The organism is Ruthenibacterium lactatiformans, from assembly GCF_000949455.1.
In the GTDB taxonomy this organism is placed as follows: Bacteria; Bacillota; Clostridia; order Oscillospirales; family Ruminococcaceae; genus Ruthenibacterium; species Ruthenibacterium lactatiformans.
In genome coordinates this window covers 21,068-36,337 of the sequence record NZ_JXXK01000005.1, presented here as the reverse complement: position 1 = coordinate 36,337, position 15,270 = coordinate 21,068, and the positions used below count along the sequence as shown (strand labels likewise).

Here is a 15,270-nt window from a genome sequence, read left to right as displayed (position 1 = left end):
GTCCGCGACAAGGGCGCGCTTTGCCGGAAAATGCCGGCCGGGCGCGGAATGCAAAGGAGTGGAAAAAATGGGTAGAAATGCGATCGTCGGGCAGAGCGGCGGCCCCACCGCGGTTATCAATTCAAGTTTGGTGGGTGTGTTCCAGGCGGCGAAAAGCCGCGGTGCACAGCATGTTTACGGCATGCGGTACGGTGTGAAGGGCCTGCTGGAAGAACAGGTGGTGGACCTTTCGGACACGCTGCGGGATAATCTGGACATTGAGATCCTCAAGCGCACGCCCGCCTCATACCTGGGCTCGTGCCGGTACAAGCTGCCCGTCCCGGCAGAGGACCCGGCTTTGTATGAAAAGCTGTTTGGTATTTTGAAAAAGCTGGATGTGGGCTACTTTTTCTATATTGGCGGCAATGACAGCATGGACACCATCTCCAAGCTTTCGGACTATGCCTGCATGACAGGCAGCGACATCAAGTTCATGGGCGTGCCCAAGACCATCGACAACGACTTGATGAACACCGACCACACGCCGGGCTACGGCTCCGCGGCCAAGTACATCGGCGCTATTATGAAGGAGATCACCCGCGACAGCCTGGTATACGGCACGCGCAACGTCACGATTGTTGAGGTGATGGGGCGTAATGCGGGCTGGCTGACGGGTGCGGCGGCATTGGCCAAAGCGGAGGACTGCGAAGGCGTGGATATGATCTGCCTGCCGGAGGTGGCCTTTGACATCGACCATTTCATCGAGCGGCTGGACGTCCTGCAGCGCGCCAAGGCAGGCGTGGTCATCGCGGTGTCTGAGGGCGTGCGCGTACACGACGGCCGTTATGTATGCGAGCTGACGGAAGAGCTTGGCCCGGTGGATGCGTTCGGGCACAAAACGCTGACGGGCGCGGCGCGCTTTCTGGCGAACAAAGCCGTGCGGGAGCTGGGCTGCAAGGCACGCGCCATCGAGCTTTCCACCCTGCAGCGGTGCAGCAGCCACATGGCCAGCCGTGTGGACATCACCGAGGCGTTCCAGGTGGGCGGCGCGGCGGCCAAGGCTGCTTTCGAGGGGCACAGCGGCGAGATGGTGGGCCTGCGCCGCCTTTCCAACGACCCGTACCAGTGCACCACCGAGCTGCACGATATCCATACCATCGCGAATTTTGAAAAAAAGGTTCCGGGCGAGTGGATCACACCGGACGGCGTAGGTGTGACACAGGAATTTCTGGCATATATGCGGCCGCTCATTCAGGCGGAGCTTACCCCTATTTATGTGGACGGCCTGCCGCGCCACATTTATATCAAATAGGACACGGCATCAAAAAACAGGCGCGCCGCATACAAAAATTTGACTTGCGGCGCGCTGTTTTTGCGCCTGTACGCGCCGCAGCCCTTTTTTTTGTGCGGCAGAGTGCTATACTGATAAATAGAAACAGGGATAAAGAATCGGAAGGGGTCAGACCGGGAATATGAAAATGCTGATTTTTGTGCTGAACCGGGTAGAAAAGCTGGAGCCTGCGCTGAATAAGCTGGAGCATGCAGGCCTGCGCGGAGCGACCGTGCTCTCCAGCCGGGGTATGGCCATGACGTTGGACAAATACTGCGACGGTTCGTTTCTGGGTTCGCTGCGGGCCATGATGGAGCCGGACCGTGAGGAGAACCGGACGGTATTTATGGTGTTGAAAGACGAGGATGTGGAGCGTGCCGTTGCCGCCGTGGAAGAGGTGGCGGGCAGCTTCAATACCCCCAACAGCGGCATCGCGTTTACGCTGCCGGTGGATTTTGTGAAAGGCATCCAGTAAGGGCAGCCCCTGCGGACGTTATGGTGTGAGAGACAATGGAATTGGGTACGCTTTTTAACTTTGCGATCCTGCTGTTCTGCGGCTTGATCTTCGCAAAGATTATTCGCTATTTCAAACTGCCGGACGTGACGGGCTATCTCATCGGCGGGCTCATCATAGGGCCGTCAGTGCTGGGCCTGCTTTCGGCGGACGCGGTGGCCGGGCTTTCGCTCGTATCGGACGTGGCGCTGGGCTTTATCGCATTTTCCATCGGCAGTGAGTTCAAGCTCAGCTATTTCAAGCGTGTGGGCATGACGCCTATCGTCATTGCCATATTTGAGAGCTTTGTGGCTGTTTTGTTCGTGACACTGGGGCTGGTTCTCAGCGGGCAGACGCTGCCGTTTTCATTGGTGTTGGGCGCTATTGCGGCGGCTACCGCGCCTGCAGCCACCATTATGGTCATCAAGCAGTACAGGGCCAAAGGGCCCGTTACCGAAACGCTGCTCAGTGTTGTCGCCATCGACGACGCTACGGCGCTCATTGCATTCGGCATTGCTGTGGCCGTGGCGCAGACGCTGACCAGCACGGCGGACGTTTCGCTGGTGCTGAGCATCTTGAAGCCCGTGCTGGAGATTGCCGAGGCGCTGCTGGGCGGCGCGCTGCTGGGCGTGCTGTTCACTGTGATGCTTCGGTTCTTTAAGGTGCAGTCAAACCGCATGGTGCTGGCCATCGCTTTTGTGCTGGTGACGAGCGCTGTGGCCAACGCGCTGAATATCTCGGCGCTGCTGACGACCATGGCCATGGGGGCAGTGTTCGCCAATTTGTGCAAAAACTCGAGCGAGGTCATGTCCTTATGCGATCATGTGACGCCGCCTGTTTTTATGATGTTTTTTGTGCTTTCCGGCGCGGGGCTGAATTTGGCGATATTGCCGTCCATCGGCGTTGTGGGCGTGATCTATGTGGTGCTGCGCGTGATGGGAAAAATGGCGGGCGCATGGTTTGGCGCCACCGTTATGAAGGCGGACCACAATGTGCGCCGCTGGCTTGGCCCGGCGCTCATACCGCAGGCGGGCGTTGCCATTGGCCTTACCGTGGTGGCGCAGCAGGTCGTACCGCAATATGCCGAGGTCGTGCGCGCCGTGGTGCTGTGCGGCACGCTGATCTATGAGCTTGTGGGCCCGGGTGTCGCAAAATGGACGCTGCAGAAGGCGGGAGAGATCGAGCCGGGACAATAACGGGCAAGGTGCGGCCTGTGCGGCCGCGCCGGTAAAGTGCGGCAAGCAAATACCGGGGGGAGCGAAAGAAAATGAAACCCAGACAGGCCTTTGATGCAGAACGGGAGGAGGCCGCGGCCCTGCCGCGGCCGGCGCGCCGCGACCCGGCGCTTGCAATGGCAAAACGCCAGGCGCTTGTACTGCTGGGCGCGTGGCTGGCGGTGCGCGCGCTGCTGATGCCCGCGGCGCTGCTGGCAGGCCCGCAGAACGCGGATTTTTGGATCAGCGGAGCGGTGGGGCTCGCCGTCAGTGTTCTGGTAGCCGCATTTATTCTTTCCGGCATGCGTGCGCTTGCGGGGCTTGCCATGCTCGCCATGACGGTGTCGGCTGTGCAGACGGTGCCCGCGCTGCTGGAATATTTTTCTTACGGAGGAGGCCCGGCAGCCTATGCGGCGCTGTTTCTGGCAGGGCAGGCAGCACAGCTGGGACTATTGGCCTGTCTGTTTTTCCTGCCCGGTGCGAAGCGGTATTTCAGTGTGTGCGGGCGGAACGGAAAAAACGCTGAATAATTATCAAAATCCGGCCCGCATCTGTAAGCGGAATCGGGTAAGACTGTTTTTTGAGCTATAGCGAAGTTGCAGCGAACCGATACGGAATAGCCGGAGAGGAAAGCACCGTCAAACGCTCTGTCTGCATTGTTGTCTTGCAGGCAAAGAGACGAATGGATTTTTGCGTTTGAAAAATGAGGGGAAGTGCAGCTGCAGGACACGAAGGGAACCGATACACAGCGGTTGCTGTCAGGCCAAACTGATCGACCGATTGGCCGCCAAAGATGTTGGGGAGTACCGAATAGATTCTCATAAACCGGGGGCAACCCATTCTGAATTTTTTATTGCTCCGCAATAAAATTTATCGCGCCAGCCACAGCCGGGAGAGTGGCCCAAATGGCCTGAAAACAATTTGCGGCTATTTTCGAAATCAAGAGTCTGTTTAAGCCAGGGAAAATTAACGGCATGCGAAACAGCAAGGGAGTTTTGCGCAAAACAAAGATTTGGCGCAGGAATATTGAACATAGGTTATGAAAATCAGCAAAGCATGGCGGAAAAGGCCCCACAGATCGGGTATGTTGGCACTTTTCGAATAAGGCCGAGTCGAAGCATGAAAAAGACAATTTTTCTATATAGGTTTTTTGAATTGTTTTTGCGGTATTTTACATGATACAATCAAAATCAGAAAAATAGCTCATGATCTTTCCGGATATGGAATTCCATATCCAGCGCTCCTATTTGGGACGACAAACAGAGCCGTTTTTTATCGACAGAAGATGCTGCCAGAGCCTGCAGAGCAAACAGTGAGCCATCTTCCGCCGGAAAGACAGCAGCGGCGTTATAATGGGCAGGGCCGCCGAGGGCATGGGAACATTGGAAATGATTTTTTAGGGCAACGAGGAGAATCCGATATGCAAAAAACAATTCGACTGCCGTTCCCGGCCGCCGACCCATTCATTCTGTGCGCTGCGGATGGGCGCTATTACCTCTACTGTACGAGCGAGGACGGCAGCGGTTTTCCTATCTACACTTCCGAAGATCTGCAGCTCTGGGAGCGTTGCGGCACCGCTCTGGGCAAAGAAACCTCCCGCTGGGGCGTGGGATGCTTCTGGGCACCGGAATGCTATGAGATTGACGGCATATACTATCTGTTTTACAGCGCTGACTGGAAAGTAAACCCCACCGGCGCTTTGGAAAACTTCCGCATTGGCGTGGCGCGGGCCAGCACCCCGTCCGGCCCCTTTACGGATATTTCCGACCATCCGATTTTTGCCCCCGGCTACCCTATCATTGACGCGAACGTATTCGCCGAAGATGGGCGATATTATTTGTATTACTCCCGCTGCTGCTACGAGCACAAGGTCGACGGCCTGGAGGAGAGTTGGATCTATGGTGTTGAGCTGGCTCCGGATTTTTCCGGTGTGAAGGGAGAGCCTGTTTTGCTGCTGCGCCCCGAGCAGGAATGGGAGGGACGCAGCGCGGCGGCTACCGGCCGGCGCTGGAATGAGGGTTCTTATCTGATGAGGCATGAAGGCCGGTATTACATGACCTATTCCGGCAATTTTTTTGCCGGGCCGGATTATGCAGTGGGCTATGCTACTTCAGCGCACCCATTAGGCCCGTATGCCAAAGCGGAAGAAAACCCTATTCTGGAACGGAGCCGTCATGTTACGGGCACCGGACATAGCTGTATGTTCCGCACTACGGATGGTACCCTGATGATTTGCTATCACGGACGGACCAGGGCAACCGGCCGGGATCGTATCGCATTTATCTCTCCCGCGCATTTCACGCCGGACGGAAAGCTGATTGTTGAAACCGAGTAAAATACGGGAAACCGCATGCGGCTCTTTTTCGGCTTCGTGAGCTGTCCCCTGTCCGCGGAGGCAAGAGGGATATCCGCAATAAAAAACGGGCCGCCTTTCTGGAATTAGAAGGGCGGCCCTTGCTTTTGCATTATGGCAACACCGCACAATTCACGGCTGATGCCTTAAGGGTCGTCTCGCTTGCAGATTTTCCGGCAGCTGTCACAAAAATCTGCCGGCGCGATTCGACACTTAGAATTGTGCGGTATTGCCTTATATTTCTTCGTCAGCCAGAGCCTGTGCCTTTAGGCAAAGTTCGGCGGCCTTGAAAGCATGCTTCTGTGTCATGGCAGTCTCGGTCCTGTCGATACAGTCCCGGATCAACCGGGTGAAAAAGGGAAACCCCACCTGTCCGGTGGCATCAAACCGAAATTCTCCCTTCCGGTTGGCCCAATAAACCATGTTTTCCTGCTTTTTGTCAGCGGCCAGATCAATATATTTGCGCAGCTCAATATAACCGTCAGTGCCCAAGATGAAGGTGCGTCCATCTCCCCAATTGCGCAAACCGTCCGGTGTGAACCAGTCTACCCGGAAGTAGCCGGTGGCGCCGTTGGAGGCGGCAGCTGTACATTCGCCGAAATCTTCGAACTCCGGGTGGCCGGGATGGGCGTAGTTGGCTTTGTGGGCAAAGGTGATATCAGCATCTTCCGCTCCGGTAAAATATAGGAACTGTTCCAATTGGTGGCTTCCGATATCACAAAGAATGCCTCCACAACAGGCCTTTTGGTAGAACCAATCCGGCCGGGCGTTTCCCAGCCGGTGGGGGCCAAAGCCCTCCATATGCAGAACACGTCCAATCTCGCCCCGGCGAATCAGCTCATCGGCAAGCGTTGCAGCCTCGTTGTGCAGTCGTTCGGAATAATAGACCATATATTTCCGGCCGGTTTCCACCACGGCACGCCGGGCTGCGGCCAACTGGTCCGGCGTGGTCATGGGGGCTTTGTCAACAAAGTAGTCCTTGCCTGCCGCCATGACGCGAAGCCCCAGCGGACAACGTTCGCTGGGAACCGCGGCGCTGACGATCAGGGAAATGTCGGGGGCATCCAGCAGCTCATCCAGACAGGATGCAGCATGAGCCTGCGGAAAGGCACTTTGGAATGCGGAAACTTTCTTCAAGTCCTCATCCCACACGCCCACCAGCTCCGCTCCGGCGTCCAGCAGGCCGTTCACCATGCCGTAAATATGTCCATGGGCCAATCCGGCCGCAGCAAACCGAAATTCTCCCGGCAATACTGTGGGGGTGGGCTTCGGGGGCAGATGCAGTTCCATTTTATAGCATCTCCTTTGCATTTTGCGGGGAAGGGGGGGCTGTTTCCTCTCGGTCCCCGCCTTTAAGGCTTCAAACGGTTAAGACGCCGCCGCACAGAACAGCTGTTCTGTGCGGCGGCTGCTTTTTATAGATTTCACAGCATCAGTGCAAAGATGCCGCCCTGTACGCTGCGGGCGATAAAGGCCACATAGCGTCCGGTTTTGGTGTCGTACCAATCGGAGAAGGGGACGCGGGATGTGGTTTCCCGCAGTTCCTTCGCAATGGGCGCGATCAATGCGGTGCGAACGGCCGCGTCGTCCGCCATGCGGGCCGTCCAGCAGATCCAGTCCGACTTGGTATAATCGGCGCGGGAATCCAGCGGCAGACCGTAGGTGTTGATGCGGGGCAGGTAGCTGGCAGTCTCCGCCGCGTAAAAACTCTCCGGCATTAGGCCGAGACCCAGCACCTTATCCCACAGCAGGTTGTATTTCATGCTCCAGCCCTGGCCGTCCAGCGTCAGAGGCGTATTGCCCTTGTCGCCGATTTTCTCCAGCAGATGCTCCGCCATGGTCTTAGCCTGTTTCGCATAGGACTCCTCGCCGGTCAGGCGGGCATAGCAGGCCACGCCGATGATGGCCTTGGCGGCCAGGTTCACGTTGTGGGCCAGATGCCCGGCAAAGTCATCGGTGCAAAGCTGTTCGTCGGGGTCCTCCCCGTATTTTACAAGGTACTGCACCCAGGTGTCCAGCAGGGAGCGATACTGCTTAGCCAGCGCGGGGTCTGCGCCAAAGGCGCGGCCTGCCTCCAGCATGATGAGCATATTGCCGCATTCTTCCACCGGCATCTGATAGCGGACGTCCCACACATCGGTCCCGGCGGGATAGAGGTAGTAGGGCGGATAGCACTCCCCCTGACCGACGTGCCTGCGGGCGGCATAGACCTGGCCGGTGGCCAGAGGATAGCGGCCCACATCGTGGGGGGCAAAATCCTCGGTCCACACCGGCATAGAGGCAAATTCCAACACGGGCCGGCACAGAGCGTTGACCAGCTCCGGGCAATACTTCAGAAAAATCGGGATGGAAGGATAGCTCACATCCACGGTGCCGATGCAGCCGTTGGAGTCGTTCTCCTTGGAGAGAAACGCCATCTCGCCCGCCGGCGTGGCAATCAGCTTGTGGGCGGCAAAGGTGTGGCGCCACGCAGCGTTGACGAGCCGCTCGTAGTCCTCGCCCGCCGCGCTGCGGGCATCCTCCGCCAGCCGCGCGTCCAGCCGGGCGCAGTCGTTCAGGATCGTGTCAAAATGTTCCTGCACACAACGGATCGCATCGGTGATCTGCCGGCCGTCCCGGCGGTACCAGGGCTTGCACAGATCGCCGAAATAGTTGATAGAGGCGATGTCATCGTAGGCGATGATGAGCTGCGCGGCAGGGCCGCCCGCTGAGAGAGAACAGCAGGTCTGCAGGCCGTCGCCCACAAGCGTGGTCTCGCCGTCGGCGCTCAGGTACAGATAGCCCCAGTCGATGGTCGAATGGTCGGCGGAGTGGCTCAGCGGCTTCTGGGTAGTCTGCCCGCACCAGGCGGTACTTTTGCCGTTGAGAACAAAAGACGCGCCGGACATGGCGGGGCGGATATCTCCATCATAGCACAGCCGGTCGGACAGATGCAGTTTCACACGAACGTCATGCTCTGCGCCATCCAGAGAAACTGCGGACAGCGTCACCAGGGTGACGGGCATGCTGAGCAGATCCAGATCCTGCGGAAGAGCCGGCGAAGCAAAACAGGTCTCAAGCCGCACGCCGGCAAATTCACTGGTAAAACAGGTACGGGTGGCTGTCACCTTTAACTCAGTCAGGTCGGCCTCGGGCTCGGGGCCCGCACCGAGAAACCGGCAGGCCGCGCCGTCTACGGTCAGCACGCCGCGAATCGGCTTTGCGGGGCCGCTCCAGTGGCAGGCGTCTGTTTGGGTCATGGTGTCTGCGGGCATCCAAATGGAAAGGTATGGGTCGGACGCCAGCAGAGGGATTGCAGGGAGCCGGTCAATACAAGGCATAAAATGTGCCTCCTTGTCTATCGTTGATGAGAATCAGCCTTTCAGGCCTTGGATGGAGATGCCTTCCACCAGATTTTTCTGGAAGAAGAAGAAGAGGACCAGTATCGGCACCAGCGATGCTGCGGACATGGCAAAGGTAGCGCCGTAATCCGACATGGAGCTGTCGTTGAACATCTTCAGCGCATATGCGACGGTGTAGGTTTCCGGTTTGTTCAGGTAAAGCAGAGCGCCCATGAAATCCTCCCAGCTGGACATGAAGGTCAGCACGGCAACCGTTACCAGCGAAGGCACGATCATGGGGACAATGATACGGAAAAATACACCGTACCAGCTGCATCCGTCGATTTTGGCCGCTTCGTCCATATCACGGGGAATGCCGCGAATGAACTGCATGATGAGGAAGATATTGAACCCGCTGGCAAAGAAGGAGGGAACGATCATGGGAAGATAGGTACCCACCCAGCCCATGCTGTTGAACAGCACAAAGCGCGGGATCATCATAACCTGGCCGGGCAGCATCATGGTGACGACCATCAGCACGAACCAGATATTGCGGCCCTTGAATTTGATACGCGCAAGGCCGAAAGCGACAAGCGCGGAGGAGGCCATCATGCCCACGGCAGACAGAAGCGCTACCAAAAGTGAATTTGAGAAAAAAGTTGTGAACGTATAACCTCCGAAGCCTTTCCAGCCGTTGATATAATGCTCCAGTGTAAAGTTTTCGGGGAACAATGACGTAGCGGTGGAAAAAATGTCACCGTTGGGTTTAAAAGAAGAGGCTACCAGCCACAGAACCGGGTACAGCATCAGGAAGCTGACGACGATCATCAGAGCGTGGTAAAAAAAGGTGCCGAGCTTGCGCTGTGCGGAAAAGCTATGTGTGATAGATTTGATCATCTCTGTTTTACCTTCCTTCCGATTCATAATAAACCCAGGCGCTGGAGGAGCGGAAAATCAGAGCCGTAAAGAAAGCGATGATCAGCAGCATGAACCAAGCCATGGCGCTTCCGTAGCCCATCTCGAACTGATTAAAGGCTTTGTTGTACAGATGAACTCCATAATACAGCGTGGTGTTCAGCGGTTTGCCCTTGGTGATCAGGTAGCTGGAGTTGAACGCCTGGAAAGCGCCGATCACCTGGTTGATGAGGTTGAAGAAGATAATGGGGGTCAGCAGAGGAAGCGTAATGGAAAAGAATCGGCGCACAGGGCCGGCGCCGTCCACGATGGCGGCTTCATAATAGCTTGACGGGATGTTTTTAATGGCCGCCAGAAAAATCAGCATCGAAGAACCGAACTGCCAGACGCCCAGCGCAATGAGCGTTCCCAGCGCGGTTTTGGGATTGCCAAGCCATGCCGTATCATCCGGAAGGCCGAAGAAGCCCAAAATTTGATTGATGACGCCCTTGGGTGAAAACAGCTGCTTCCACAGCAGAGCGATGGCAACGCTGCCGCCCATCAGCGAGGGGATATAGAACGCCGCGCGGTAGAAACTGGTCACGCGGGTCGCACGGGCCAGGACCATGGCTACAAGCAGGGCAACCGTCAGTTTGACAGGTACTTGGATGAGGGCAAACTTGAAGGTTACCTTAAAAGAGGTCCAGAACAGCTCGTCCTCAAAAAACATCTCTTTGAAGTTTGCAAGTCCCACCCATTTGGGGTCGGACAAGACGTTGTACTTCGTAAATGCCAGATACAGCGAGGTAAAGAACGGAATGGCGGTAAATACGACGAGACCGATGATAAAAGGAAGGATAAACACGTACCCCGCCACATTGTCCCGATCCAGCAAAGTGCCGCATTTGTGTTTGAGACCGGTGTTTTTCGTCATGACAACGGCTCCTTTCACAGATTTTGGGGAGACTTTAAGAAACGCGCCGAAGGAGCTCCCTTCGGCGCGATAGAGCATCGTATCTTTGTATACCGGTCCGGCCTTATGGAGAACGCCGGACCCGGATGATGCGGCTCAGACGCCTTTGGCCTTGTAAAGGCCGTTTATTCCGCAGCCAGAATCGCGTTTGCTTCATCCATGAACTGCTGGGCAGCCGTTTCCAGATCGGTGATCTCGCCGTAGCGGACCTGCTCAGAATACTGATCCAACAGCTCAGAAACTTTGGTGTGTTCCGGCGGATCTGGATTCATCAAGGGGGAAGACATCTCGGGCTGGCTGACATAGTCAACATATTCGACAACTTCCTGGCTGACTTCGTCCAGAGACGGAGCGACATATTCGCGCATCTTGGAGGAGATGGGGACCGCACGCTCGATGCCAACTATGTCATAACATTCGGGGCTATTGGTAAAGAAGTTGATAAAGCGGACCGCGGCATCTTTCACGTCGCTGTCGGCGCTAACGCACCAGAACATAGCAGGTTTGAGGAATGAAGCAGGTGTAGTAGCATCGTCAAGACTTGGAATCATGACCATACGTATGTCCTTACCTGTGGCTTCGCGGTAAGCCTGTAATTCGTTGGAGTTCTGGAGACGAGACCATGCATCCGTAACCATGGAATCAAATGCGGTAGTAGCGGTTGCCTCACCAGGCAAAAGCCCCCAACCTTCCTCCTGCGCCTGCAAAGCCAGATTCCACATATTCACCAGATATTTCGGGTCATCGAAACCAAGAGCAGTAGCATCCTCATTGTAGAGGTTCAGGCCATAGTTACGCAGATGCTGACGGAAAATTACAGCGGAGCTGTCCGTTATAAAGGTATCCCGCAGGCCGGTGGCCTCGTAAACTGCTTTGGATACCTCAGCATACTCGGACATCGTGGGATTCATCGGCAGGCTCAGTCCCAATTCATCCAGAATGTCCTGGCGATAGAGCAAAGCGGGCGCGTTCGTACCCGTGGATATTGCGTAAACTTTGCCGTCTATTGTGCCGGAGTCCAGAATATTCTGCTCTACGTTGCTCATATCCAGGCTGCCGTCGGCAATATAGCTGCTCAAATCGGCGGTAACGCCGTTTTCTACATATTCCGCCAGCTTGGCGTAGTCCATCTGGAACACGTCGGGCGTCTGACCGCCTGCAACCTGAGCGGGAAGCTTGGTCCAGTAGCCGTCCCAGTCGGAGTAGTCCATGACCACGTCGATGTCGGGATTCAGCTCCTCAAATTTTTCCAGCATCTCAGTCGTCATTTCATGGCGCGTCTGAGAACCCCACCACAGAACGTTCAGGGTGGTCTTGCCTTCGGCGCCGGATGCGGTGTTGGCGCTGGTGCCGGTACTGGCAGCGGCCTGTGAGCCGCTGGAGGCAGAACCGCTGCAGCCGGTAATGACGCCGGAAAGCATCAACGCGGCGCACAGGGTAGCGATTATTTTCTTCTTCACTTTAGAGAGCACCTCCGTATGATTTGTGATATAGGGATGAGCGGAAACACAGCCCGCTCGCGGAAGATGCGTTTGGCTCATCTCTATTCGCGATATCCATATTATAGCGGTGATTTCCCTAAAACTTAATTCATATTTCTGATTTTTTTGTACGTTTTTTCGGGTTTTTGTCTTGCCTTTTTGCCCGGCGCCCCCAAAAGGCCAAAGAAAGAGCGCGCCATACTTTGGCCCCGCCTGAACGGATCCTGATATGCTTTTTGGGAAAGGCGCGGTTACCCCTTACTCCGGCCTGCCCGGCTGTTCATCCAGAAAACGGCGGTAGTCTTTAGGCGTTGTACCGGTATATTTACGGAACAGCTGGCTGAAATAGTGGGGGTTATCGCCCAAACCAACTTTCTCAGCAATCTCATAGCTGTGAAGCGAGCGATCTGCGCGCATCAGCGATTTGGCATGCTCCATGCGTATGCCCAACAAATAGCTGCTGAACTTCTGCCCCATGGCACGGGTAAATTCACGGCCGATGTAGTCCGCGTTCATATACACGACTTTGTCCGCCAGATATTGTAAGGAAAGCGACTCGTCGGCATAATGGACACTCGTATAGGAGATTATCTGTTGCACGAAATCGTTGCTGCGAGCGGCGCTCCCTTCCCTGCGCAGCCGCAGCAAAGTACGGCTGATGAGTTCCTCCAGAGACCTTCGGTCATGCAGGGCGTCGGTAATAATGTTCATGCCCCATTCAGCCTGGCCCGCGCCCATGCAGCCGATCACTACGGCAACCAGCGTTTCCTGCAGCAGGCTGGGATCCTCCACTGTTTTGACAAGCTCTCCGACCTGCTTTTCCAGCTGTTCAGCATCCGCCTCGCTCTCCCGCAAGGCATTGAAGCTGTCTACCAGCGATTTGATGCGCTGACGCCGCTCTTCATACAGATAAAGCACCTTTTTCCGCTGCCGGTCGACGGCTTGGCAGGCGCGCAGCAACGCTTCCTCCATCTCTTTCTGAGAGCAGGGTTTAAGCAGATATTCGATAACGCCGTATTTCAGCGCCTGCTGTGCATACTGAAAGGTATCATGGCCAGAGAGGATCAGCGTTTGAAGCATGGGGTGCAGCGTCACCGCCCGCTGAACCAATTCCAGCCCGGTCATGCCCGGCAGCCGGATATCGGTCAGAAGAATATCCGGCATATCGTCGGTCATGCTGTCCAGTGCTGCAATTGCATTGGGACAGGAGGCCGTCAGCTTAAGATCCAGCTTTTCCCAATCAATAATCCGTTCCAGCCCTTCACGGATGATAGGCTCGTCATCTACCAATAGCAGTTTATACACGGTATCCTCATTTCTCTATTTCATGCTTTGTTATGCGGCTCGGGCCGGGTATCCGGCAAATGAACGATAATTTGTGTTTGGCCCTCCTCACTGCAGACACGCAGCCCATACTGCTCGGAAAAGGCGTGCTGTACGCGCTTGTGGATGTTGCGCATTCCAATGCCCAGCCCCTCCGGCTGCACCTCGCCGCTTTCCAGTTTGTTAAGAATGTCTTCGTCTGTACCAGGGCCGTTGTCCTGCACGATAATATCCACACCATCCGCCGTTGCAGCACCGCTGACACGAATGACGCAGACGTCCAGCATTTTTTCGGCAGCATGGTGAATGGCGTTTTCCACCAGCGGCTGGATGGTCATGGCCGGAATCCGGCAGGTTAGGATATCCTGCGGAAAATCATACTCCACCTGCAGCCGTTCGCCATAGCGGATTTGCTGGATACTCAGGTAATCGCGCGTGACCTGTAAGTCCTCGGATACGGTAATTACATCCCGCTTGTCATTCAGGGAGGAACGCAGCAGCTTGCCCAAAGCGTTGGTCATCACTGCGATGCGCTGGTCCTCCAGATTCTGGGCCAGGCAGTAGATGGATTCCAAAGTGTTATATAAAAAATGCGGCCGGATTTGGGCACGCAGCTGTTGGATCTGCTTTTCCTGCAAAAGATGACGCTGTTCTTCTTTTTCATGGTTGACTCGAGTCCATACGCGGGTCATCCAATCAAAACCGCGGTGCAGATCGCCAATCTCGTCCAGCCGCCCCTGATATGGGCTGTTATGGGTGGTGATTGGCTCTCCGCTGATGGCAAAGGCGTCAAATTTCTGCAAAAGGAGCTGCAGATCGTTCAGAATGTTATCGATCAACCCGGTGCTGACGGCCAATGTTAAAAGTACTGCGGCAAGAATGCAAAGGATGGTAACGCTGACCGCTACCAGTGTGGTGGCCCGGATGCCGCTGTAATCTACTAATGTCACATACTTCATTCCATTGCTGGACGTGTAACGGACACAGAGCATCGGTTGGCCGTCCAGCTTCATATAGGTGTAGCCGTCTTCGCCCACACCGAGAGTCTGGATGGCCGCGTCGCTGGCGTACAGACAAAGCCCGTCGTTATAAACAGCGCACCGCGGCATCACTCCCATCTGTGCCATGCTGTGGTTGTATTGCTCCACCAGTGCGGGGAAATCCACTTCGATCAGCAGGCAGCCCAGGGTGTCCAGGTCCATATCCTGCATTTCACGAATCTCCCGTACAAGAAACAGACGGGTTTGCGCCCCCTCTTCCGTAAGCCAGACAAAACGCCCCCGATGGTTGACAGCGGCGGTGATCCGTTCTTCTGTCAATTCGTCGCTGCCCGCAGATACTTCAAAAAAGTGATTGTAAGAATTGCCCCTGCTGGTTTTTAGCTGAAAGCTGACGGCGTTCGAAAACCACAGGCTGTAATAGGCTACCCGGTTTGCGACCTTTGTCTGAGCGTTGATCCACGTCAGTGTGCCGGGGGCTGCCTCCTTCATGATGGACAGGTTTTCCTGAAGGGCTGTATCTGTCAGGATGCGGTAGCTGATATCCTCAAAGTTCATCAGTTCGTCCTGAATCTGCTCTGCGAACAGGGAAATCATCTGAGCGCTGCTTTTGTAGAGCTGTCTGTCGTAGGCTCGAAGCGGGATATAGAGGGTCACGATGGCGACAATGCCGACCGGCACAATGCCAACCAGCAGAATCAGCAAAAACTTTGCGCGTAAGCGCAGATTCTGCCAGAACCGAATCAATTTTTGCATAAACTTCTTCCTTTTTATATTAGGATAAATAAGCGGCATATCAATGTCAATTCAGATTTTCGGTTTTCTGTTCATTTTTTCGAGCCTTTTCGCATCCTGCTGCCCAAAAAGCATGCCTCCGAAAGACAAAGTCGAAATTTTGTCAACAATTTACGA

12 protein-coding genes are annotated in these 15,270 nt (G+C 55.5%); 5 read left to right on the top strand and 7 right to left on the bottom strand.

Annotation, left to right across the window (positions count from 1 at the left end; all coding sequences use genetic code 11):
• Positions 1-67: 67 nt before the first annotated feature.
• From TQ39_RS05065 to TQ39_RS05045, 5 genes are all read left to right on the top strand, one after another.
• Entirely contained in the window at positions 68-1,291 is a 1,224-nt protein-coding gene (locus TQ39_RS05065) for a 6-phosphofructokinase (protein ID WP_009322279.1), read from the top strand.
• Positions 1,292-1,451: 160 nt separating this feature from the next.
• The gene (locus TQ39_RS05060; RefSeq protein WP_009322280.1) at positions 1,452-1,784 is read left to right on the top strand and encodes a P-II family nitrogen regulator; all 333 of its coding nucleotides are present in this window, start codon (positions 1,452-1,454) and stop codon (positions 1,782-1,784) included.
• A 35-nt stretch (positions 1,785-1,819) separates the two neighbouring features.
• On the top strand, positions 1,820-2,998 hold the full coding sequence (locus TQ39_RS05055) for a cation:proton antiporter (protein ID WP_050004789.1): 1,179 nt from the start codon (positions 1,820-1,822) through the stop codon (positions 2,996-2,998).
• Positions 2,999-3,069: 71 nt separating this feature from the next.
• The gene (locus TQ39_RS05050; RefSeq protein WP_050004788.1) at positions 3,070-3,546 is read left to right on the top strand and encodes a hypothetical protein; all 477 of its coding nucleotides are present in this window, start codon (positions 3,070-3,072) and stop codon (positions 3,544-3,546) included.
• A gap of 890 nt (positions 3,547-4,436) precedes the next feature.
• Positions 4,437-5,351 carry a glycoside hydrolase family 43 protein gene (locus TQ39_RS05045; RefSeq protein WP_050004787.1) on the top strand — a complete coding sequence of 305 codons (915 nt, stop codon included), beginning with the start codon at positions 4,437-4,439 and terminating at the stop codon, positions 5,349-5,351.
• Between the two features lie 252 nt (positions 5,352-5,603).
• Here TQ39_RS05045 and TQ39_RS05040 read toward each other — a convergent pair whose 3' ends face one another.
• From TQ39_RS05040 to TQ39_RS05010, 7 genes are all read right to left on the bottom strand, one after another.
• Complete coding sequence (locus tag TQ39_RS05040; protein WP_050004786.1) at positions 5,604-6,659, bottom strand: Gfo/Idh/MocA family protein; 1,056 nt, start codon at positions 6,657-6,659, stop codon at positions 5,604-5,606.
• Between the two features lie 134 nt (positions 6,660-6,793).
• Positions 6,794-8,689 (bottom strand): glutaminase domain-containing protein, encoded by a 1,896-nt coding sequence (locus TQ39_RS05035; RefSeq protein ID WP_050004785.1) that lies wholly within the window; start codon positions 8,687-8,689, stop codon positions 6,794-6,796.
• A 33-nt stretch (positions 8,690-8,722) separates the two neighbouring features.
• On the bottom strand, positions 8,723-9,586 hold the full coding sequence (locus TQ39_RS05030; RefSeq protein ID WP_050004784.1) for a carbohydrate ABC transporter permease: 864 nt from the start codon (positions 9,584-9,586) through the stop codon (positions 8,723-8,725).
• Positions 9,587-9,593: 7 nt separating this feature from the next.
• Positions 9,594-10,517, bottom strand: a complete 924-nt coding sequence (locus TQ39_RS05025) for a carbohydrate ABC transporter permease (RefSeq protein ID WP_009322287.1) — start codon at positions 10,515-10,517, stop codon at positions 9,594-9,596.
• Between the two features lie 164 nt (positions 10,518-10,681).
• Complete coding sequence (locus TQ39_RS05020; protein ID WP_133303731.1) at positions 10,682-12,016, bottom strand: ABC transporter substrate-binding protein; 1,335 nt, start codon at positions 12,014-12,016, stop codon at positions 10,682-10,684.
• 279 nt (positions 12,017-12,295) lie between these two features.
• Positions 12,296-13,342, bottom strand: coding sequence for a response regulator transcription factor (locus tag TQ39_RS05015; RefSeq protein ID WP_050004782.1), 1,047 nt, complete (start codon positions 13,340-13,342; stop codon positions 12,296-12,298).
• Positions 13,343-13,362: 20 nt separating this feature from the next.
• Positions 13,363-15,114 carry a sensor histidine kinase gene (locus tag TQ39_RS05010; RefSeq protein WP_050004781.1) on the bottom strand — a complete coding sequence of 584 codons (1,752 nt, stop codon included), beginning with the start codon at positions 15,112-15,114 and terminating at the stop codon, positions 13,363-13,365.
• Positions 15,115-15,270 lie beyond the last annotated feature (156 nt).

What these genes read in the sequence shown, in the direction of transcription:
- TQ39_RS05065 (WP_009322279.1), top strand. Translation starts at nt 68, where the DNA reads ATGGGTAGAAATGCGATCGTCGGGCAGAGCGGCGGCCCCACCGCGGTT.
- TQ39_RS05060 (WP_009322280.1), top strand. Translation starts at nt 1,452, where the DNA reads ATGAAAATGCTGATTTTTGTGCTGAACCGGGTAGAAAAGCTGGAGCCT.
- TQ39_RS05055 (WP_050004789.1), top strand. Translation starts at nt 1,820, where the DNA reads ATGGAATTGGGTACGCTTTTTAACTTTGCGATCCTGCTGTTCTGCGGC.
- TQ39_RS05050 (WP_050004788.1), top strand. Translation starts at nt 3,070, where the DNA reads ATGAAACCCAGACAGGCCTTTGATGCAGAACGGGAGGAGGCCGCGGCC.
- TQ39_RS05045 (WP_050004787.1), top strand. Translation starts at nt 4,437, where the DNA reads ATGCAAAAAACAATTCGACTGCCGTTCCCGGCCGCCGACCCATTCATT.
- TQ39_RS05040 (WP_050004786.1), bottom strand. Translation starts at nt 6,659, where the DNA reads ATGGAACTGCATCTGCCCCCGAAGCCCACCCCCACAGTATTGCCGGGA.
- TQ39_RS05035 (WP_050004785.1), bottom strand. Translation starts at nt 8,689, where the DNA reads ATGCCTTGTATTGACCGGCTCCCTGCAATCCCTCTGCTGGCGTCCGAC.
- TQ39_RS05030 (WP_050004784.1), bottom strand. Translation starts at nt 9,586, where the DNA reads ATGATCAAATCTATCACACATAGCTTTTCCGCACAGCGCAAGCTCGGC.
- TQ39_RS05025 (WP_009322287.1), bottom strand. Translation starts at nt 10,517, where the DNA reads ATGACGAAAAACACCGGTCTCAAACACAAATGCGGCACTTTGCTGGAT.
- TQ39_RS05010 (WP_050004781.1), bottom strand. Translation starts at nt 15,114, where the DNA reads ATGCAAAAATTGATTCGGTTCTGGCAGAATCTGCGCTTACGCGCAAAG.